General features: G+C 46.4%; 19 protein-coding genes and 1 other annotated feature. Of the genes, 15 read left to right on the top strand and 4 right to left on the bottom strand.

Annotated features, from left to right (window positions below; translation table 11 throughout):
* Positions 1 to 39: 39 nt before the first annotated feature.
* From MKX75_RS17275 to tyrS, 7 genes are all read left to right on the top strand, one after another.
* Positions 40 to 339 (top strand): Dabb family protein, encoded by a 300-nt coding sequence (locus MKX75_RS17275; RefSeq protein ID WP_076331523.1) that lies wholly within the window; start codon positions 40 to 42, stop codon positions 337 to 339.
* 46 nt (positions 340 to 385) lie between these two features.
* Positions 386 to 1,165: an NRDE family protein gene (locus MKX75_RS17270; RefSeq protein WP_339166175.1), complete on the top strand. Its 780-nt coding sequence runs from the start codon at positions 386 to 388 to the stop codon at positions 1,163 to 1,165.
* A gap of 213 nt (positions 1,166 to 1,378) precedes the next feature.
* Positions 1,379 to 2,695 carry a nucleobase:cation symporter-2 family protein gene (locus MKX75_RS17265; protein WP_339166174.1) on the top strand — a complete coding sequence of 439 codons (1,317 nt, stop codon included), beginning with the start codon at positions 1,379 to 1,381 and terminating at the stop codon, positions 2,693 to 2,695.
* Between the two features lie 324 nt (positions 2,696 to 3,019).
* The gene (locus MKX75_RS17260; protein ID WP_339166173.1) at positions 3,020 to 4,489 is read left to right on the top strand and encodes a YdiU family protein; all 1,470 of its coding nucleotides are present in this window, start codon (positions 3,020 to 3,022) and stop codon (positions 4,487 to 4,489) included.
* 154 nt (positions 4,490 to 4,643) lie between these two features.
* Positions 4,644 to 5,087: an Imm63 family immunity protein gene (locus MKX75_RS17255; protein WP_339166171.1), complete on the top strand. Its 444-nt coding sequence runs from the start codon at positions 4,644 to 4,646 to the stop codon at positions 5,085 to 5,087.
* Between the two features lie 21 nt (positions 5,088 to 5,108).
* Positions 5,109 to 5,558 (top strand): DUF4375 domain-containing protein, encoded by a 450-nt coding sequence (locus tag MKX75_RS17250; protein WP_339166169.1) that lies wholly within the window; start codon positions 5,109 to 5,111, stop codon positions 5,556 to 5,558.
* Between the two features lie 99 nt (positions 5,559 to 5,657).
* Positions 5,658 to 5,885: a binding site (T-box leader), on the top strand.
* Between the two features lie 117 nt (positions 5,886 to 6,002).
* A complete protein-coding gene (gene tyrS, locus MKX75_RS17245) occupies positions 6,003 to 7,265 on the top strand; it encodes a tyrosine--tRNA ligase (RefSeq protein ID WP_062835014.1) in 1,263 nt (420 codons plus the stop codon).
* Between the two features lie 151 nt (positions 7,266 to 7,416).
* Here the strand turns inward: tyrS and MKX75_RS17240 are convergent, their stop codons facing one another.
* From MKX75_RS17240 to MKX75_RS17225, 4 genes are all read right to left on the bottom strand, one after another.
* On the bottom strand, positions 7,417 to 7,695 hold the full coding sequence (locus MKX75_RS17240; RefSeq protein ID WP_017687903.1) for a YxcD family protein: 279 nt from the start codon (positions 7,693 to 7,695) through the stop codon (positions 7,417 to 7,419).
* 5 nt (positions 7,696 to 7,700) lie between these two features.
* Complete coding sequence (locus MKX75_RS17235; protein ID WP_062835013.1) at positions 7,701 to 8,207, bottom strand: hypothetical protein; 507 nt, start codon at positions 8,205 to 8,207, stop codon at positions 7,701 to 7,703.
* A 98-nt stretch (positions 8,208 to 8,305) separates the two neighbouring features.
* Entirely contained in the window at positions 8,306 to 8,872 is a 567-nt protein-coding gene (locus MKX75_RS17230; protein WP_062835012.1) for a PadR family transcriptional regulator, read from the bottom strand.
* Positions 8,873 to 9,044: 172 nt separating this feature from the next.
* Positions 9,045 to 9,620 (bottom strand): carbonic anhydrase, encoded by a 576-nt coding sequence (locus MKX75_RS17225; protein ID WP_062835011.1) that lies wholly within the window; start codon positions 9,618 to 9,620, stop codon positions 9,045 to 9,047.
* A gap of 446 nt (positions 9,621 to 10,066) precedes the next feature.
* Here MKX75_RS17225 and MKX75_RS17220 point away from each other — a divergent pair, with 446 nt between their 5' ends.
* The 8 genes from MKX75_RS17220 to mutS all read left to right on the top strand — a co-directional run bounded on the left by MKX75_RS17220 (position 10,067) and on the right by mutS (position 20,819).
* Entirely contained in the window at positions 10,067 to 11,581 is a 1,515-nt protein-coding gene (locus tag MKX75_RS17220) for a carboxypeptidase M32 (RefSeq protein ID WP_339166167.1), read from the top strand.
* Positions 11,582 to 11,740: 159 nt separating this feature from the next.
* Entirely contained in the window at positions 11,741 to 12,745 is a 1,005-nt protein-coding gene (locus MKX75_RS17215) for an ABC transporter substrate-binding protein (protein ID WP_339166166.1), read from the top strand.
* A 29-nt stretch (positions 12,746 to 12,774) separates the two neighbouring features.
* Positions 12,775 to 13,569, top strand: coding sequence for an ABC transporter ATP-binding protein (locus MKX75_RS17210; protein ID WP_062835008.1), 795 nt, complete (start codon positions 12,775 to 12,777; stop codon positions 13,567 to 13,569).
* A 38-nt stretch (positions 13,570 to 13,607) separates the two neighbouring features.
* Positions 13,608 to 14,399, top strand: coding sequence for an ABC transporter permease (locus tag MKX75_RS17205; RefSeq protein ID WP_062836083.1), 792 nt, complete (start codon positions 13,608 to 13,610; stop codon positions 14,397 to 14,399).
* 348 nt (positions 14,400 to 14,747) lie between these two features.
* The gene (locus MKX75_RS17200; protein ID WP_062835007.1) at positions 14,748 to 15,725 is read left to right on the top strand and encodes an aromatic acid exporter family protein; all 978 of its coding nucleotides are present in this window, start codon (positions 14,748 to 14,750) and stop codon (positions 15,723 to 15,725) included.
* A gap of 75 nt (positions 15,726 to 15,800) precedes the next feature.
* Positions 15,801 to 16,361, top strand: a complete 561-nt coding sequence (locus MKX75_RS17195; RefSeq protein ID WP_062835006.1) for an outer spore coat protein CotE — start codon at positions 15,801 to 15,803, stop codon at positions 16,359 to 16,361.
* Between the two features lie 200 nt (positions 16,362 to 16,561).
* Positions 16,562 to 17,812, top strand: a complete 1,251-nt coding sequence (locus tag MKX75_RS17190; RefSeq protein ID WP_339166165.1) for a hypothetical protein — start codon at positions 16,562 to 16,564, stop codon at positions 17,810 to 17,812.
* Positions 17,813 to 18,014: 202 nt separating this feature from the next.
* The gene (gene mutS, locus MKX75_RS17185) at positions 18,015 to 20,819 is read left to right on the top strand and encodes a DNA mismatch repair protein MutS (RefSeq protein ID WP_339166164.1); all 2,805 of its coding nucleotides are present in this window, start codon (positions 18,015 to 18,017) and stop codon (positions 20,817 to 20,819) included.
* The last annotated feature ends 6 nt before the right edge of the window (positions 20,820 to 20,825 follow it).

Genomic DNA, 20,825 nt, shown 5'->3' with positions numbered 1-20,825 from the left:
TACATTTACTATTCGAATGGACATAGGAGGAATAACAAAATGTTTGAACATTTGGTTGTTTTTAAATTTAACGATAAAATCACATTAGCCAAGCAACGGGAATGGGTGGCTCAATTGCTCGCGTTGAAGGAACAAATCCCGGGGATTGTGGCGTTGACCGCAGGGATCAATGCAACGGAAGAAACGGACCGTATTCAAGGTTATACGATTGGGTTGAGAGTGACATTTGAAGATCAGGACGCATTGCGCGCCTATGGTCCACATCCTGCTCATCAGGCATTTGTAGCTTCCCTAGATGGTTGGGTGGAAGATGTCATTGTAGTTGATTATGCGATATAAAGCCCTAATATCAGAGGTTTAATGAATATAGGAGTTGAAGGTTTCCATGTGTTTGATTTTATTTGCTTACAACATGCATCCAAAGTATCCGCTTATTCTGGGATCAAATAGGGATGAATTCTATCACAGACCTACGGCTCAAGCACATTATTGGGAAGATCACCCTCAAATATTGGCAGGTCGGGATTTATCGAAAATGGGAACTTGGATGGGCGTAACCACAGGGGGACGACTGGCTGCTGTTACGAATTATCGTGATCCTAATGAAGATGTACATGCCAAGGGTTCAAGAGGAGATCTGGTTGCTGATTTTTTAAAGGGCACGTCCACACCTGAGCAATATATGCACTGTGCGGAGCAAAGTCGCAATGATTATCCTGGCTACAATTTGTTGGTGGGTGATCCTGACGACCTCTATTATTACTCTAATGTGGGCAACGTTGTGATGAAGTTGACACCCGGAATATACGGGATTAGTAATCACTTGATCAATACGGATTGGCCCAAGGTGAAACGCGGGAAAGAAGGGCTTGAGAAAATCATCAACGGGGAGGATGAAGCTTCCTTGACAGAGCAAATATTAGATTTGCTGCAAATTGCAGACCCTTCAGTGGATGATCTTCTACCCCATACAGGTGTTCCATTGGAATGGGAACGTTTGCTTTCTCCCATCTTCGTTAGAAGTGAGAAATTTGACTATGGAACCAGAGCTTCGTCCGTTGTCCTGATGACCAGAGAAGAAGTGTTTTTCACGGAGAGGGTTCATCAGAACGGAGAGGTTATGGAGCAGCGTTTTAACATCAGGCCTCTCAACTGGACAAGCTGAGAATGTATAAAGTGTTAGAAAATATGACGCGATATAAACGATTTGAGATTACCATTTGTACAACACGCCCAATTTTAGTTGGGCTCTTTATCTCTTATAACAATTCTATGTTATGAATCATGGAACTTCCCTGAATAGTTTATATAATGTGAATCAACATAACATGATTTTGCAGCGGTTCGGTTGATTCTAATTTCAGGGGGGCAACGTGGGATGAAAGAAACCAAAAAGATGAGAGTTTTTTCACTGGGGATTCAGCACGTACTCGCGATGTATGCGGGAGCAATTCTGGTACCTTTGCTCGTGGGCAGAGCACTGAATTTGACTGCAGAGCAGTTGGCGTATCTGGTATCTATTGACCTGTTAACGTGCGGGATTGCAACATGGCTTCAGGCGCGAAAAGGGAAGTATCTGGGTATAGGTTTGCCAGCGGTGCTTGGAAGCTCTTTTGTAGCGGTCACACCGATGATTGCGATTGGATCGCAATACGGAATTCCCGCCATATATGGGTCGATCATTGCAGCCGGGTTATTTATCGTCATCTTTGCCGTATTTTTCAGCAAAATTGTCAAATTGTTTCCACCAGTTGTGATAGGTACAGTGGTAACCATCATCGGTCTTGCGCTGATCCCAACCGGTATTAAAAACATGGCGGGTGGAGCAAACAGCGAGAATTTCGGAAGCTTGGATAATTTGGCTCTTTCCTTTGGAGTATTACTTTTCATTCTTATTCTGAATCGATATGCTCGTGGTTTTGTTAAATCCCTGGCTGTTCTCCTGGGTATTATCGTGGGGACCCTCATCGCAGCTTTCATGGGAAAAGTGAACTTTGCCGCTGTACAGGAAGCCTCCTGGTTCCATTTGCCCCAACCCTTCTACTTTGGATGGCCAACCTTCGAAATCGGCCCCATTATTACAATGATCATTGTAGGTACGGTAGTTATTATCGAATCAACAGGTGTGTTTATGGCTTTGAGTAAAATCTGTGATCAACCGATCAACGAAAAAGATTTGGCACGGGGATATCGCGCAGAAGGTCTTGCGTTTGTTCTAGGTGGCATATTCAATGCCTTTCCATACAATACATTTGCTCAGAATGTCGGTTTGGTTCAGCTCTCCAAAGTGAAAACGACTAATGTAGTGGTTGCAGCCGGTGGCATTCTGATCTTTCTCGGACTTATTCCGAAAGTAGCTGCTTTTGCAACGATTATTCCAAGTGCTGTATTAGGTGGAGCGACTGTCGTATTGTTCGGAATGGTCGTCTCATCCGGGATCAAAATGCTGCAAAACGTCGATTTCGCCAAACAATCCAATCTGTTGATCGTGGCTTGCTCCGTTTCCCTTGGACTTGGTGTTACCGCTGTACCGGATCTGTTTGCACAGCTTCCCCAAAGCATTCGTATTATTGTGAGCGATGGTATTATCACCGGAAGTTTATCAGCCATCCTGCTTAATGTCTTCTTTAACCTCGGTTTCAAAAATAAGAGCTTGCCAGTACAGCCTGTACAGGCACAGGAAGCGCACACGTAATTCTTGTATTATCAGGCATTTCATAGGTAAAGGGAACAGATCCAAGAGGGTTTTTCTGGGCAGTGGAATGAGAGGCAATGACTCCACTTGCAAAGAACCTCTTGGATTTTTTTGTGCGGAAAGAACGATAGGTGGGCAGTTTATCAAAGTTGCTACTTAAGAGGAATGCAAAAGGAATGCAAATATGCTAAAGTTTCATCAAGAACATTTTAGATGTTCTCTACATTGAATTTCCATGCGACTACATAAATGAGCATTGGTTCACAAGGCTAAAATAAAACCTGGGGTGTATCCCTTGGGTACAGAAAAGGAGTTGTGATCACCATGCAACAAGAAACGTTGAACAAAGGCTGGAATTTGGACAATAGTTATGCGCAGCTACCGCAACCCTTTTTTACAAGTCAGGGTGCGGTTCCGGTTGAATCACCGAAGCTGATCATTTTCAATAGATTGCTTGCATCCAGCTTAGGACTGGATGTGGAGTCTCTTGACAGTGATGAAGGAGCACAAATTTTTGCAGGTAATTCGATTCCGGAAGGAGCCGAGCCTCTGGCGCAGGCTTATGCAGGACATCAATTCGGCAATTTTAACATGCTTGGTGATGGACGGGCTTTACTGCTGGGAGAACAGATTACGCCACAAGGCGAGCGAGTGGATATCCAGCTGAAAGGTTCAGGTAGAACACCATACTCCCGTGGAGGGGATGGACGAGCTGCTGTTGGACCCATGTTGCGTGAGTACATCATTAGTGAGGCAATGTATGCACTGGGTATCCCGACTACTCGCAGTCTAGCAGTGGTGTCTACAGGAGAAAACATTATTCGCGAAACAGAACGGCCTGGTGCTATCTTGACCCGTGTGGCTACCAGTCACATCCGAGTAGCAACCTTTCAGTACGCAGCAAGATGGGGGTCTATTGATGATCTTCGGGCGTTGGCTGATTACACGCTCCATCGACATTTTCCTGAGGTCGCTCAAGCGGAAAATCGCTATCTTCTGCTCCTTCAGGAAGTAATTAAGCGGCAGGCGGCACTCGTAGCTCAGTGGCAGCGTGTGGGTTTCATTCATGGCGTGATGAATACGGACAATATGGCGATTAGTGGAGAAACGATTGATTACGGGCCATGTGCCTTTATGGATGCTTATAATCCTTCAACTGTATTTAGCTCTATTGACAAACAAGGTCGTTATGCTTATGGAAATCAACCGTATATTGGCGGATGGAATTTGGCACGTTTTGCCGAGACTCTTATACCTCTGCTGCATGAAGACGAAGAAGAGGCCGTGCAAATCGCTCAGGATGCTATCGCGCAATTTTCTGAATTGTACCATTATCATTGGCTCAAGGGCATGCGTTCCAAACTGGGCTTGTTGGATGAAGAGACCGAAGATGAAGCCCTGATCAAGGACCTTCTTGAACTCATGGAGAAGCATGGAGCAGATTATACAAATACGTTCCTGGCTTTGACCTTTGATACGTTGGAAGGGACAACGTTGTCTGGCACGACAGAATTTGCTGAATGGTATGCGCGTTGGCAATCAAGATTGGACAGTCAGCAAGGGGAGAAGGAAGTCTCTAAGCAGTTGATGAGAACAAGCAATCCAGCCGTCATTCCTCGCAATCATCGGGTCGAAGAAGCGCTTGAGCGAGCAGAGAATCATGGAGATCTTAGCTTGTTGGAGAAGCTTTTGGCTGTTCTTTCAGATCCATTCAAGCATTCACCTGAACAGGCTGAATATGCTGAATTACCTGCACAATGTAATACTTCGTATCAGACTTTTTGTGGGACCTGATTAAACAATATGAAAGAAGAAGAGGCTGCCGTGGGCAGCTTTTTCATTTTTTCACACTGTCATCGACGTTAATATCCAACATTGACATTGAATTCGGAGATTGTCATGTAATAATTAGAGAAGAAGTGATTTACTTATATAGGCAGGTGTAGTGATGTCCAACATGTTAAGCAAACAACAACTGGTAGCGATCCTTTTAGAGTTGTTAGAGCGAACAGCTTTCCATAGGGAACAGATGCAGAACTATGTTAACCGTATGTTTGAGAGCTTTAAATCGGATGGTGTCCCCTATGTAGAGTGTGGAAAAGATACGTATATCGTTCGAATATACGAACGTGGTCTCGTCTCGTTAGAGAAACGGGTGAAACAGCCAGATGAAGTCATCTATTGGCTGCTGGAGGATATAATTTTCACCGCGACGCATGTGGGGTTGTTGGAAAGATATGGCGTGGATAATAAACAGACGCATTTGAACTACACAAATGAAGTGATGAATGAACTAAACAGGGGTGTTCAGGAAGCCTTCCAGCAGATCGGTGATCCGTATTTACATTGGTATCAGACGGGTAAACGTCAGGAGTTAGAGGGCATGAAATAAATAAAAAATGAGGTGTGTTACGTGAGCGAGCAAGATATTAATGATGGATGGTATGACTATGCTGTGTTATTTGTCGAAAAAAAGAATGAATCTGAACAGGGCTGGGCTTCGTTGACTTCGAACGAGCAGGACATTGCTGCTTTATGGCTGTTAGAGGCGGATGTGTTTAATGGCGGTTTTATTCAGTTTTTCTGTAACTGGGGTGAAGAGGTATACCGTTACGCGTTACGGGCATTACATACCATTGGTGCGACTCAAGTGTTGGAGATTGTAACATCAGCATACGACTGCATTGAGCATCTCGAAGAGGATGAACGGCTTACTGAACTGTGGGATATTCCTAAATTTCTGACACAGGAACAGGAGCAGCGTTTAGATACGTTGGATCAGCAATTTTGGAGCAATGAGGATCAGATCGCGGAGAAGGCCTTTGCTTATTATCACGGGAAATTGAACATGATGATTATATAAGTTGGTTTTAACTATGCATCCATAGCTCTGTTGAAAGAATGCATACTTGGCCTTGCAATGACTCAAACGTTCGGCTATACTTGCTATAAATTGAATACATGAATCACGTTGATAGAGCGCAGTAGCGGCTTTGTCCCTGTTACAGAAAGTCAGGGGTTGATGGAACCTGATACATACAAGGGCTGCGAATTACACTCTGGAGTACTTGGGTAATGCCAAGCGGATGGGCAAACGATATATTGCCAAAAGTGGTATGGATAACGTGTTAAGGTCACGTGTTGTCCATGCAATTTGGGTGGTACCACGGTTATGATAATCGTCCCTGTGTCTAATGAAGACAAGGAGGCGATTTTTTTGTGTCCAAAAAAGCCGTTCCAGCGTGTAATTTCGTAATTTAACGTAGATCATGACTGAATCTTGAGGATAGAAAAGGGGTTTTTACGAATGAATATTATTGATGAACTACAGTGGCGTGACGCCATTAACCAGCAGACAGATGCAGAGGGACTGCGTGAGTTGACTGAAACGAAATCCGTTTCCTTGTACTGCGGAGTTGACCCTACGGGGGATAGCATGCACATCGGACATTTAATTCCCTTCATGATGCTCAAACGTTTTCAACTGGCAGGACATCGTCCAGTCATTCTGATTGGTGGAGCTACAGGTACGATTGGTGATCCAAGTGGACGTCAGGCAGAGCGTTCATTGCAAACGATGGAGCAGGTGCAGGAGAATGTGGATGCACTGACAGCACAGATGAAGAAGCTGTTCGTAACCGACGGTGATAATCAGGTTCGGATGGTGAACAACTACGATTGGACACACAAAATCAATGTCATCGAATTCTTGCGTGACTACGGCAAAAACTTTAACCTCAATACGATGTTGGCTAAGGATGTCGTTGCGAGCAGACTGGAAGGCGGAATTTCGTTTACTGAGTTTTCCTACCAGATTCTTCAATCACTCGACTACTTGCACCTTTTCCAGAACGAGGACGTACAGCTTCAAATCGGCGGTTCTGATCAATGGGGTAATATCACGAGTGGTCTCGACTTGATCCGCAAAAAAGAAGGATCTGAAGCGAAAGCGTACGGTCTGACCATTCCGCTGATGCTCAAATCCGACGGAACCAAATTCGGTAAAACAGCTGGCGGCGCAATCTGGCTTGATCCGAACAAAACGACACCATTTGAGTTCTACCAATTCTGGGCGAATACAGATGACCGTGATGTCATTAAATACTTGAAATACTTTACCTTCCTGAGCAAAGAAGAGATTGAAGCTTTGGCTGAAAAGGTAGAGACAGAGCCACATAAACGTGAAGCACAGAAAGCACTCGCGGAAGAAATGACAAAATTCGTTCACGGCGAAGAAATGCTGGAACAGGCTAAGCGTATTACAGCGGCGCTGTTCAGTGGTGATATCCGTTCCCTGACAGCAGATGAAATCGAGCAGGGCTTCAAGGAAATGCCAACATTTGAAACGGACGGCGAAGCGAAAAATATTGTGGACTGGCTCGTGGATCTGGGTCTGGAGCCATCGAAGCGCCAGGCGCGTGAGGATGTCACCAAAGGTGCGATTTCCATGAATGGTGAGAAAATCACGGAGCTTGAATTCACGGTGTCGGCAGAGCATGCCATTGGCGGTAAATTCATCATTATCCGTAAAGGTAAAAAGAACTACAGCCTGGTTAAACTCCAATCATAGTGTCTGAGTATTAGGAGTATTAGAACGAAATACGGAAACGTATCAGACTATACCACAACACTTATATAGAAACAAAAAGACCGTCTTCCATCTCTGTCAAGCGACAGAGCGGAGACGGTCTTTTGTATAACAGGTCATTGCTTGACCTATATTATTGATTAACGATGGCTGTGATCTCTTCATCCAGATCAAGTCGTACGTTCTCACGGTACGCCCGGATGTTGTATTCACTGTGCAGGTAGCGAAGAATCGCTTCAATCATATTGGACTCCACCAGATATTGACTGCGGCCTTGAATCCAAACTTCAGCGGAATAACCTGTATCTTCTTCCCAGCTCAGTTCTACGTTCACATCGGTTGGACGTACACCCTTACGTTCTGCCATATGAATACAGATTGCATTCACAATTTCATCCATGCTCAGAACCATAGAGATTAGTACCGTCCGTTTCTGTTACGGTCATCATCACGATCATCATTGCGGCGGTCATAACGACCATCCGCTGCAGGTTTACGACGGTTGGAGATGGCTCTGAAGAGTGCCATAGCCAGCATAACAATCAACATGATTGCGGCAACGTTCACGAGCAATCCAAGGATGTTACCCAGGGCGCCCATGCCACCGAACAATCCACCGAACATCATACCAGCAAGACCACCAAGCATCATGCCTTTCATGAAGCCGCCGCCACCGCCGAAGAATCCACCACCACGGGTTGCAGCTGCACCAGTACCGGAGTTATTACCGGAATTGGATTGATTCACGTTACTGTTGGAGTCGGATTTCTTAGGTGTGTTAGTATAACTTTTCGTACCGGATTTGAATCCGCCACCACGTCTTGCATCCGCAGAATCCGGATTCGTTACTCCCACTGTTGCGAACAATAATGTAAAGGCCATAAATACCATCATTAGATGTTTAACTCCAAATTTTTTCTTCATTGTAAAGATCGTAACCCCCCGATTAATTTGTTTGAATCGCCCAAAAATGGGCCTTACTCATGTAATACGGTCAACTTGTAGTAACGTTTCAAATTTTATTAAATTTCTGAAACGCTTGGATTTGGGTCTTGAATTGCAGCTTGGCCATCAAGCAATTGGGTAACCCAATGACACCATTCCAGGCCTGTTTGCGCATGCATTAACCCTTTTTGTACCAGGATGTAGCTTCCAAAATCTCGGTTGCCTACACGAAGATTATCCAGAGGTATACGTGATTTCAAATCCTCGAAATAACGGATGCGTTCCATAAACCAGCTTTTACGCTCATTCAGAATGCGTCTCATGCTTCCGTCTTCCGCAATGCCAACACACAAGATACGCAAATTAAATTCATCGCGTGTAACCGGTGCGGTAACAGGAGTAATCATCCATTCCAAGAGCTTTTCAATGCCTTTTTCCGTAACTGCGTACATTTTCTTGTCCGGTTTGTCAGACTGCTGTACCCAGCGGGAGGCCAATAACTCATCGTTTTCCATCTTGGACAGGAGCGGGTAGATCTGGCTGTGCTTCGCCTGCCAATGCGGCTGAATCTTCAGCATCAGATCATAGCCCGATGACTCCTCGCGGGTAAGTAGCCCGAGCAATCCGTAGGAAAGTATGTTCATGCACATGTCTCCTTAATATTAGGGCTGGGTCAGAGAAAATAAACAAATTTGCTTTCTTTGACCGCTTTCATAAAAGTGTACACTGAAACTGTATGGTTTGACAACCTGACAGAACAACTGCCTCAATTTAGACAAAAAAAGTGCGAACCATAAGGTCCGCACTCCAAACCATTTAGAGAGATGCCTGTTGTCCATACCCCTCAGCGACAAGATCAAGCTCACCTGTAGCAGAATCGATAACCATGCCGTGGACGGGTACATTGGGTGGAAGTAGAGGATGCTTCTTGATCACTTCCACAGTATGTTTTACCCCTTCTTCGACGCTGTCAAACCCGCGCAACCACTTTTGTAGACGGATGCCAGAATTCTCCAGGGTTGTCATGACTTCTTCCGATACACCACGCTCAACCATATGTCCAATCATGGTCTCTGCGTGAAGGGAAGCCATACCACATTCCGTATGTCCAACAACCAGAACTTCATCTGCACCCAGTTCATAGATGGCGACAAGCACACTACGCATTACACTGCCGAAAGGCTGAGAGATAATCGCGCCAGCGTTTTTGATGATTTTCACATCACCGTTCTTCAGATTCATGGCCTTGGGCAGCATTTCCACCAGACGTGTATCCATACAAGTGATGATAACCATCTTTTTGGTTGGAAACTTTCCAGCCGTATACTTTTCGTATTCTTTAGTCTCGACAAATGATTTGTTGTAAGCCAAAATCTCTTGAATGTTGTTCATGTCCATTGCCTCCTGTTATCCAATACGACGAGCACGGCCACTTGCATTTGATGCAGCTTGTCCTACGCGCCTTTGCGTTATTAGTATATCACGGTCAGCAGATCACATTACTCCAACCTTTTTAGAGGTTGTTCAAAAAGTCCGTTTTTGATTACGAATGATGCCTAAGAGCATCATCAGCATCGAAGTTGAAATTCAGCCGAAATAAGCAGACGCTTACGAAGATTGTTTCCTTCGGAAACATGTAGTTGCACACGTAGTTTTCCTACGCTCCGATACACCATTTCTATCTGCATTTCATCTTCTCGGTAATGAAAACCAGACTTTTTGACCACGTATCTTCAGGAGGATAATGCAATTTGCCTCTGTTAAAAGTTGATTATACGCAATGGGAAAAGTATCATCAATAGGGTATAACATTTTTTTTGAAGAGGTGAACGATAACAATGGATAAACAAACACTAGAACATTTGGAATCCTTCCGTAATTTGGCTCGTAAAATTAAGAGCTATCATGAAGCCATTGGTTTGCTTCACTGGGATCTGCGCACAGGTGCGCCGAAAAAAGGCGTTCCGACTCGTTCGGAGACGCTGGGTATGTTGTCCACCGAAGCATTCAAGCTGCAAACTTCTGCTGACATGAAGACCTACCTGGATGCATTAACTACTCCAGCAGTATTGGAACAACTCGAAGATATAGATCGTCGTTTGGTTGAGGATTGCAAGAAAGAATATGATCGCAGTCAGTCTGTACCGCCTGAGAAAGTACAAGCGTATACCGTGCTCACGGCCAAGTCCGAAACCGCATGGGAAGATGCCAAGCATAACAGCGATTTCGCAGGGTTCTCACCATATCTGACAGATATCGTTAAGCTCAAACAGGAGTTTATTGATTATTGGGGTGTGAAGGATACACGTTATGATACGTTGCTTGATATGTATGAGCCGGATCTGACCGTTGAGAAAGTGGATGCTGTATTTGCCCGCCTCAAAGCACGTCTGGTGCCTCTACAAGAGAAGATTAATGCTTCAGAAAACAAGCCAAATACAGAGTTCCTGAATCAGTTGTTTGACACTGAACAGCAGGAAAAGTTCAGTCTGTTCATCCTGGAACAGATGGGCTATGACTTTGAAGCTGGACGATTGGACGAGAGTGTTCATCCTTTTGCAACAGGTCTTAACCCGGGTGATGTGCGGATCACCACACATTATTTGCAGGATGATGTAGCGAGCGCAGTCTTCAGTTCACTGCATGAGGGCGGACATGCCCTGTATGAGCAAAATATTGATGACAGTCTGGCGGGTACCCTTCTTGCAGAAGGAACGTCCATGGGTATTCATGAATCCCAGTCCCGTCTTTGGGAAAACATGATTGGTCGCAGTCTGCCGTTCTGGACACGCTATTACAAAGATTTGCAGCAGCATTTCCCGCAACTGAGCGAGGTTGCACTGGAAGATTTCTATCGTGCAATCAACCGGGTGGAGAGTTCACTCATTCGGATTGAAGCCGATGAATTGACCTATAACCTGCACATTATTATCCGTTATGAGATCGAGAAAATGTTGTTCAACGATGGCTTAGAAGTGAAGGACCTGCCGGAAACCTGGAATGCAAAATACAAGGAATACCTCGGTATTATGCCAACGAATGATGGAGACGGCGTTCTTCAGGATGTTCACTGGTCCGGTGGCGACTTCGGTTACTTTGCATCGTATTCTCTGGGTAATATGTATGCAGCTCAAATTCTACATACATTGCGCAAGGAAATGCCGGGGTTTGATACCCATATTACCGAAGGTAATCTGATTCCGATTAAGGAATGGCTTACAGACAAAATCTATCGATATGGCAAAAGTCGCACACCTTCGGAATTGATTGTTGCCGTAACGGGTGAAGAATTGAATCCGGATTATCTAGCCGATTATCTGGAAGCTAAATATGCGGAGATTTACAAGCTGTAATAGCGCTTAAACAGCGTATTACAGTAGCATTTCGAAGAGCTGAAGAGTCGGGCATCATTGCCCGGCTCTTTTTTGCATTCAAGTTCTTAACCTTTTGTTGGGCATCAGCATATCCATAATAGAGAGAAACTGCTGAAACCAGTGAAGGAGGGAAACAACATGAAATACACGCCATGGTTCGTCCGGGGCATCGTTATTCTGCTGATTATCATTGTGGCACTCACCAGCTGTAATAAGGAAGACAATGAAGCCAAGATTACGATTGGCGAAGTGACTCGTTCGGTATTTTATGCACCGGAGTATGTGGCCGTGGCTCAAGGTTTTTTTGAGGAGCAGGGACTTGAGGTGGAGATTCAGACGACAGCTGGCGGTGACAAAACGATGGCGGCATTGCTCGCCGGTTCAGTGGACATTGCGCTGGTAGGTGCAGAGACGTCCATATACGTCTATCAGCAGGGAGCGGAAGATCCGGTCATTAACTTTGCCCAGCTTACCCAGACGGATGGTACTTTCCTGTTCGCACGTAACCCGGAAGGTAGCTTCGATTGGGAGCAACTGAGGGATTCCACATTTCTCGGGCAGCGTAAAGGCGGCATGCCACAAATGGCAGGGGAGTTTGCACTGAACAAACATGGTATTGATCCGCAAAGTGATCTGGAGCTGATTCAGAATGTGGACTTTGCCAACATTGCGTCTGCTTTCGCCTCAGGCACGGGAGATTATGTTCAATTGTTTGAACCCCAGGCATCCATCTTCGAACAAGAAGGTCGGGGCAAAGTTGTTGCATCGTTTGGAACAGAAAGTGGTCTTCTGCCTTACACCGTCTTCATGACGAAACAGAGCTATCTTAACGACAACAAGGATGTCGTGCAGAAGTTTACGAATGGTCTGCACAAAGCGCAAGCATGGGTAGATTCCCATACGGCTGAAGAGATTGCAGAAGTCATTACTCCTTTTTTCAAAGACATCGATCCAGCCATTTTGGTAAGCAGTGTGAACCGTTATAAGGAACAGGGCAGCTATGCAACGGACCCGATCATTGATGAGGAAGAGTGGAACAATCTGCTTGATGTCATGAGTGCTGCCGGCGAGTTGAAAGAACGCGTGGAGTTGGATGCCATTGTGGATAATGTTTATGCGGAAGAAGCTACGATATCGAAGTAATGGGGTATTCAGGAAAGGAAGTGAGCAGAATGCCTGAATCCGAAAGTGTGATCCGACTGGAAGGAATCTCTCAAGTCTATGTCAGCGAGAGGGAAGCTTCATTGGTGATTGAAGACTTGAGTCTTGAGATCCAGAAAGGGGAGTTCGTCAGTCTGGTTGGACCGAGCGGATGCGGTAAAACGACATTGTTGTCGATCATCGCCGGGCTGCTCACACCTACTCAAGGAGAGGTCAAGATTAAAGGCAAGCTCGTAGGCGGCCCCTCCGCACAGATTGGTTATATGCTTCAACAGGACTATCTGTTTCCGTGGCGGACCATTCTGGATAATGCATTGATCGGACTTGAATTGACAGGCAGACTGGATGAGCGTAGCCGTGAGCGTGTACGGGAACTGCTGATAAGTATGGGTTTGGCTGGGACAGAGAACCAATACCCCTCAGAGCTTTCAGGGGGGATGAGACAGCGGGTGGCCCTGGTGCGTACGCTGGCAACCGATCCGGGAATTTTGTTGTTGGATGAACCGTTCTCGGCACTCGATTATCAAACCAAGCTGCAACTGGAAGATCTAGTTTCGGACACGTTAAAAGAGTTTGGCAAAACCTCTGTACTTGTCACACATGACTTGTCTGAAGCCATTGCGGTCAGCGACCGCGTCATTGTACTGGATCGCAATCCAGGTCGCATCCGTCGTGAATTTATCATTCCCGATGGAATTCGCAAATCTCAGCCATTTCATGCCAGGGAACAAGAAGGATTCAATGAGCTGTTTCAGGCGTTATGGAGCGAACTGGACCAGTCCGGGGGAGGTGAGAGAGACGCGTGAATCAAACGAATCCGAAGCAGGAAAAGCGTGACGAGTGGATGGGGCAGCTGCATCGGAATCATATTCAGCAGGTGGCCAGATGGCGACATCAAGTGCTTGCTGTACAGTTATCCATGCTGGTATCTATGTTTTTGCTGTGGGAACTGGCGGGCAGACTCCGATGGATTGATGTGCTGTTGTTCAGTTATCCTAGTAAAATTTTTGCTCAGATCGGTAAAGACATCGCCAGCGGTGAGTTGTGGGCACATGTAGGAGTTACCGTAGGGGAAACGGCAGTTGGTTTTTTGCTGGGAACACTGGTGGGAACCTTGCTTGCGGTTTTAATTTGGTGGTCTCCTTTTTTGTCTAAAGTGCTGGACCCCTATATGGTTGTGTTCAACAGTATGCCAAAGGTAGCCCTCGGCCCGATCTTTATCGTTATGTTCGGCGCGGGTTTTACAGCGATTGTCATGACCACGTTGTCCATCACGGTCATTATCACGACACTGGTGGTATATAACAGCTTCAATGAAGTTGATCCCAACTATATTAAAGTCATTCGTACGTTTGGTGGAGACCGTTCCGAGATTTTTACGAAAGTCGTATTGCCTGCTTCTTTTCCGGCGATTGTATCGACCTTGAAAGTTAACGTAGGCATGGCCTGGGTGGGGGTAATCGTAGGTGAGTTTCTGGTCGCTAAACAAGGTCTTGGTTATCTGATTATCTACGGATTCCAGGTATTCAACTTCACGCTCGTATTATCGAGTCTGTTAATTATTGCTGCAGTTGCAACAGCCATGTATCAACTTGTTGTGTATGCAGAGCGCAAATTACTGGCTGGGCGCAGGTGATTTGGCCGTGTTTTATTCGTATTATGAATGTTTATAATATGTATACAATTTCACAAGGGGTGTCACGTTGCCCGATACCGTAAAATCAAGTACCATATTTAGTATGAATATTCCGCGGAGATCCGGAATGAATGCGATGATTGGAGAAGAGGGCCTTGAGGTTCTGTCGCAACGATCTAACTTGCCAGCGTCCCTCATTCGGGGCGTGTTGCTGTGACCGGCATGCATGCGCATGTCGGTTGATGTCGTCTAGTTTACGGTTGGATGAGTCATACTAGTTATGATAAATGAATGAGGCGACGAGCGGGCTAAGAACTTTTTTGCAGCTTAGAGGAGATGGAATGTTAAATGGGTTTTAGGGTAATTAAAACCGCAATTGCCGCATTAATGGCCGTATTGATTGCGGATTGGTGCCGCCTGCCGGGACCAACATCAGCGGGATTGCTTGCAATTCTTGGCGTGGATGTAACGAGAAAACGAAGTATTCGCACCATATCGGCGCGTTTTTTTGCTTCAGTAGTTGGGCTTTTATTTGCAAGTGTACTTTTTCACTTTCTAGGCTTCCATTATTGGGTGCTGGCAGTATACATATTGATCGCATTCCCGGTGATTGTTCGGGTAGGTTTCAAGGAAGGCATTGTAACAGGATCAGTCGTGGTGTTTCGGGTGTTTGGGGGCGGGGAGATGGACATTCATGTCATTCTCGTGCAAATTGCTTTGCTGCTGATTGGTCTTGGTTCAGCAATGGCAGTTAACCTTGCTTATATGCCGGCAGCCGATCCACAAATGCTGCGCATCCGCAAACGTATCGATGAACTTTTCTCGAAGATCTTCAAAGAATTTGCGGCGACGCTGCGTAATCCTAATGAAGCGTGGGCAGGGAGAGAACTGATTGAAGCAGATAAAGCGATTCTGGGCGGCATCGAAGCAGCCAAGCGATCTCTGGAGAATCAGGTGATTCATCCGAATGAGGAATGGAGTGTCTACTTCTATATGCGCAAAACGCAGCTGGACTCCATCCAGCACATGATGCATCTGGTGTCCCAGATCTATGAGAAGATGCCACATGCGGAAATGGTATCGGAGCTGTTCGATCAGCTCAGTCAGGATGTGCTTACTGAATCCTACACTGGACGAACTGAAAAACTTCTTGCGGATGTGCAAGAAGAATTCAGACGTATGGAGCTGCCGGATACAAGGGAAGAATTCGAGATTCGCTCCGCAATTCTCCAGCTGTGCCGCGAACTCGCGCTGTATCTGAAAGTCGCGAAGAAGGACAAAGCACCGTCCCCAATCTCGGACCGGTCCCAATCTACAAACGAATAATAGAAAATAGTTGTCACCCTAGACGAATGCCCTGCATACACTTGTAGTGAATGATTGTATGGAGGAGGTTTAAAGATGTCATTGAGTCATAAACATCAATGTAGAGAGATTATCACGAAGGCGATCTGCGGCAAAGGTCGTAAGTTCTCTACCGTAACACATACCGTGACTCCGCCAAATGGTCCGACAAGTATTTTGGGGGCTTGGATTATCAACCACCAATATGAAGCCGTATCAGCGGGTGACGGAATTGAAGTTATTGGTACTTACGATATCAACATTTGGTATTCCTATGACAAGAATTCGCAGACGGATGTAGCCAAAGAAACGGTGTCGTATGTAGAACATGTGCCTTTGTCCTATTTGGACCCGAAACACCGGACTTCCACAGTAGAGGTGTCTGCGGATGCAACGCAGGAACCTAGCTGTGTGGAAGCCACAGTATCAGCAGGTGGAAGCAGTGTAATTATCCGGGTAGAACGGGAATTCGCTGTGGAACTCGTTGCCGAGACTAAAGTTTGTGTGAAGGTCTGCACAGATGGTTGCGGTGATTACGAAGACAAGGACTATGACTTTGGCAGTGGCGATGGAGATTATGACGATCTCGATCCTGATCTGCTCGACGATGAGCTGTGAGTTTGACGCTTATAGTTGATAACCTAAGGTATCATATGCGCCAGAAGGCGCGATGAAGAGGGCGTAAGCCCTCTTTCTTCTTAAATATTGAAATTGGGTGGTAACGAGCCTCGCAATGTGCCAGGAATACCTTTCACGGGAAGACTCCGCATTGCGGGGTTATTTTTATTTTAGTTGCATGATCTGGGAGGGGGGGCGTCATGAATGTGATGGAACAAGCGGAGGAAGCGCTACGCCGATATGAAGATATGACCTCTGCTCAACGTACAGAACGGTTGAAACAGGCAGGCATAGAAGTATTGTCACTACAGGATCGGCGTAAGCGTGAACCAGGTTTGCGTGTACGCTACGATGTAGAGATAAGCTGTCTGCAGGCGATCCGGATCAGGCGTAAGGATACTAGCGGCATGGGAGGGACACAGGAAAGTCTGTTGGAGCGTGAAGCGAGTTCAACCTTGTTCAAGCGTGTTGAACGGCTTGCGATCAAAACGCTGTATACGCTAGGACTGGATCATGGAGCTGTTCGAATGGAATCCTCCGGGAACGGCGGTTGTGCGGTGATTTCGATTGATCCGTGCCCCTGGAAAGGGGTGACCAACCTTGCGGCTACCTACAGGGAAAGCTGGAAGCAGCAGCAGGAACTGCTGGATGAGGAGTGGAATCACAGACCCGTTCCCATACTTGGGATGGACCCCGAGTTTGTTCTGGTACAGATGCCAGAATCCAAAATTGTACCCGCCTCCAGATTTCTCGAACGCACAGGAATGGCAGGCTGTGATTCCGTGACGATTGGTGGCCGGCGTATATACCCAATTGCCGAATTGCGGCCCGCACCCAGCTCTGAGCCGCGTGAGCTACTGGCTCATCTTATGAGGGCATTCGCAGCGGCTTCTCGCAGCATCAGTGATCACTCACTCATCTGGCAGGCAGGAGGGATGCCACAGCGTGGATTACCTCTAGGCGGTCATATTCATTTTAGTGGCGTGAATCTTACCGGGGAACTGCTCCGTGCACTGGACAATTATCTGGCATTGCCGCTGGCATTTCTTCAAGACCCGCGTGGATCGGGGAGACGGCCCCGTTATGGAGCACTTGGTGATTTTCGCCTGAAATCCTACGGTGGGTTTGAGTATCGTACGTTACCCAGTTTCCTTGTGTCGCCCCTTGTAGCGAAAGGCGTTGTGGCATTGGCAGGTCTGATCGTGAGCGGGTATACTCAATTACGGCAGCGTCCGTTGGAGAAAGCGGAGGTTCATACCGCTTTTTATGAAGGAAAGCGCGAAGTGATCAAGGAACACATTCCAGCTCTGGTAGATGATCTGAAGAGCTTGGATGGATATGCACGTTATGAGCGGTATGCGTCACCGTTACTCCTTCAATTAAAACTCGGAAGAACCTGGGATGAGAGCCGCGATATTCGCAAACTCTGGAATATTCGGGCAGGTTCATGAAGAACGGACGTTTTTTTGATATAATAAGAAACAAGTCTTTTTAAATGATAGCAACGGAAGATATGGAGCAGCAACCCTTGAAGGAAGTGGCGATTAGCCAAAACATAAGGCGGAGGCGCAAACACAGTGCCTGACCGTCTTATTGTCCTTCCAGGACGCGTTTCTTCCTGACATTATAGGAACGGGATGGAGGGTATTCATCATGGCTCAGTATACGCCGATGATTCAACAATATTTGCAAGTGAAAGCCGAAGCGCAAGATGCTTTTCTGTTTTTTAGACTGGGTGACTTCTATGAACTGTTCTTCGAGGATGCGATTAATGCTTCCCGTGAACTTGAGATCACGCTGACCGCACGTAATGGGGGCACGGATGACAAAATTCCGATGTGCGGTGTACCTTATCATTCGGCTGACAATTACATACAGCGTCTGATTGAAAAAGGATATAAAGTCGCGATATGCGAGCAGATGGAAGATGCGAGTGTAACCAAAGGCATGGTACGACGTGAAATTGTACGTGTGGTTACGCCCGGAACGGTGATGGAAGGAAAGACGCTAGGGGACAAGTCCAACAACTACATGGTCTGTCTTACAGGTAATCAAAATACGCTGGCGCTTGCAGCTTGTGATCTTTCAACAGGTGAATTGTATGTGACATCAGTACCCTATTCCAAGGAATGGCTCAAGGATGAAATCGGAATCTATGAACCATCGGAGCTTGTAGGGGATGCAGCGTTGCTTGAAACGGTAGAAGCCGAGGCATCTCCAATCGGTCGCCCTGTGGTCTACACGTCGTGGACAAAGAATAAGGAAGATCTGGTCCGTCAGCAGTTTGGCGAGGCTGTGTGGGCAAGATTGGAGCCGGAACGTCAAGCGTGTATTGCACGTCTTTTCTCTTACCTGAGTGAGACTCAGAAACGTTCTCTGGGGCAGTTAACACAGATTTCAACGTACGAGCCCGATCATTACATGATTTTAGACCCATTTACCCGCCGAAACCTGGAATTAGTGGAAACTGTGCGTGAACGCTCCAAAAAAGGTTCATTACTCTGGTTGCTTGATCGGACCGAGACGTCCATGGGTGCGAGAATGCTGCGTCGGTGGGTCGATAAGCCATTGTTGCAAAAAGGGAAGATTAATGAGCGACTGGAAGCTGTGGATACACTGTACAACCAGTTTATATTGCGTGAGGACCTGCGGGCAGAACTCAAAGACATCTATGATCTGGAGCGATTGGTAGGCCGGATTGCTTTTGGTAATGCCAATGGTCGTGATCTGAATGCGCTCAAGTCATCGCTCGAGAAAATTCCAGGGCTACGCCAGCATTGCGCTGGATCTTCTTCTGCAACACTCCAGCATATTGCCGATACGATGGATGATTGCAATGATCTGCGTGAAGCCATCGGGCAAGCCATTGTGGACGAGCCGCCGGTATCGGTAAGGGACGGAGGTCTTATTCGTGAAGGGTATCATGAACGTCTGGATGAATTGCGTGAGGCTTCGGTCAACGGGAAACAGTGGATTGCGGAGCTGGAAGCGCGAGAGCGTGAGGCGACAGGCATACGATCGCTAAAGATTGGATATAACAAAGTGTTTGGTTATTATATCGAGATCACCAAGTCCAATCTGTCTTCGTTGCCAGAGGGACGTTATGAACGTAAACAGACACTCGCTAATGCAGAACGATATATTACGCCGGAGTTGAAGGAAAAAGAGACGTTGATTCTCGAAGCTCAGGACAAAATGGTTGATATTGAGTATGGACTGTTCGCAGAGCTGCGCGAGCGATTGAACAAAGAAATTGCAAGATTGCAGAAGCTGGCCGAACAGGTAGCCGAAATTGATGTATATCAATCTTTTGCAGTGATCAGTGCTGAGCGAAACTTTGTACGACCTACACTGACCGACGGTTATGATCTGGTTGTAGAAGAAGGACGTCATCCGGTCGTTGAGGCTGTCATGCGAGATGGTGCATTTATTGCCAATCACACGGCAATGACCAAGGAAGAGGCACGTATTCTGCTGATTACCGGTCCAAATATGGCTGGTAAGAGTACGTATATGCGACAGGTCGCTTTAATCTCCATTTTGGCGCAAGTAGGTTGTTTTGTACCTGCGGGTCAAGCAGAAGTGCCGATTATGGATCGAATTTTCACACGGATCGGTGCCGCGGATGATCTCATTGGTGGACAAAGCACATTTATGGTGGAGATGGCCGACATTCAGGTCATGACGGACAAAGCCACACCACGCAGTTTGATCATTATCGATGAATTGGGACGGGGAACGTCAACCAGCGAAGGCATGGCCATTGCTCAGTCTGTTATTGAATATGTACATGATATTATCGGCTGTAAAGCTCTTGTATCGACTCATTTCCATGAACTTGCTCATCTGGAGGAGAGTCTGGACAAGTTGGCCAACTACTCGATGGCCGTACAGGAGAGCGGCGACAAGGTTAATTTTCTACGCAAATTGATTGCCGGGGCAGCCAGCAGCAGTTATGGTATCTATTGTGCACGGCTTGCAGGTCTGCCTGATAGCATTATTGAGCGGGCGAATGGATTGTTGCATGGGTTCGAGCATGCAGCTGCGCAGGTAGCGGTAGGTAGTGAGTATATCGGTAGTGAGAAGCAGGAAGCAGGCCTGAATGTCAAAGCTGTAGAATTCCAGCACACGGATGCAGCACCATTAATTCGGGAGTATGAGACTGTGGAAAGTACAGATTACACAGCTTCTATTGAAGATTCGGTTGGGAAGCAACATGCCAAGAAATCAAACAGCAGCAAAGTACAGTCCAGTGCGAGCCAATCGGATGTGGTTCAACTGTCCATCTTTGGAGATGATGAGCCGAGTGTGGCAACGAAAGCGGATGTAGTTGCGGTGGATAAACCAGCGCGAGAATTTATCCGTACGATGAAAGATATCGACGTCATGAATATGACGCCTCTTCAGGCGATGCAGATATTGAATGATCTCAAATTGAAGGCACAGCAATTATCCTGAGTATAA

Source organism: Paenibacillus sp. FSL R5-0341 (assembly GCF_037975235.1).
GTDB classification, from domain to species: Bacteria; Bacillota; Bacilli; order Paenibacillales; family Paenibacillaceae; genus Paenibacillus; species Paenibacillus amylolyticus_A.
This window is presented reverse-complemented; position numbering and strand designations above follow the sequence as displayed.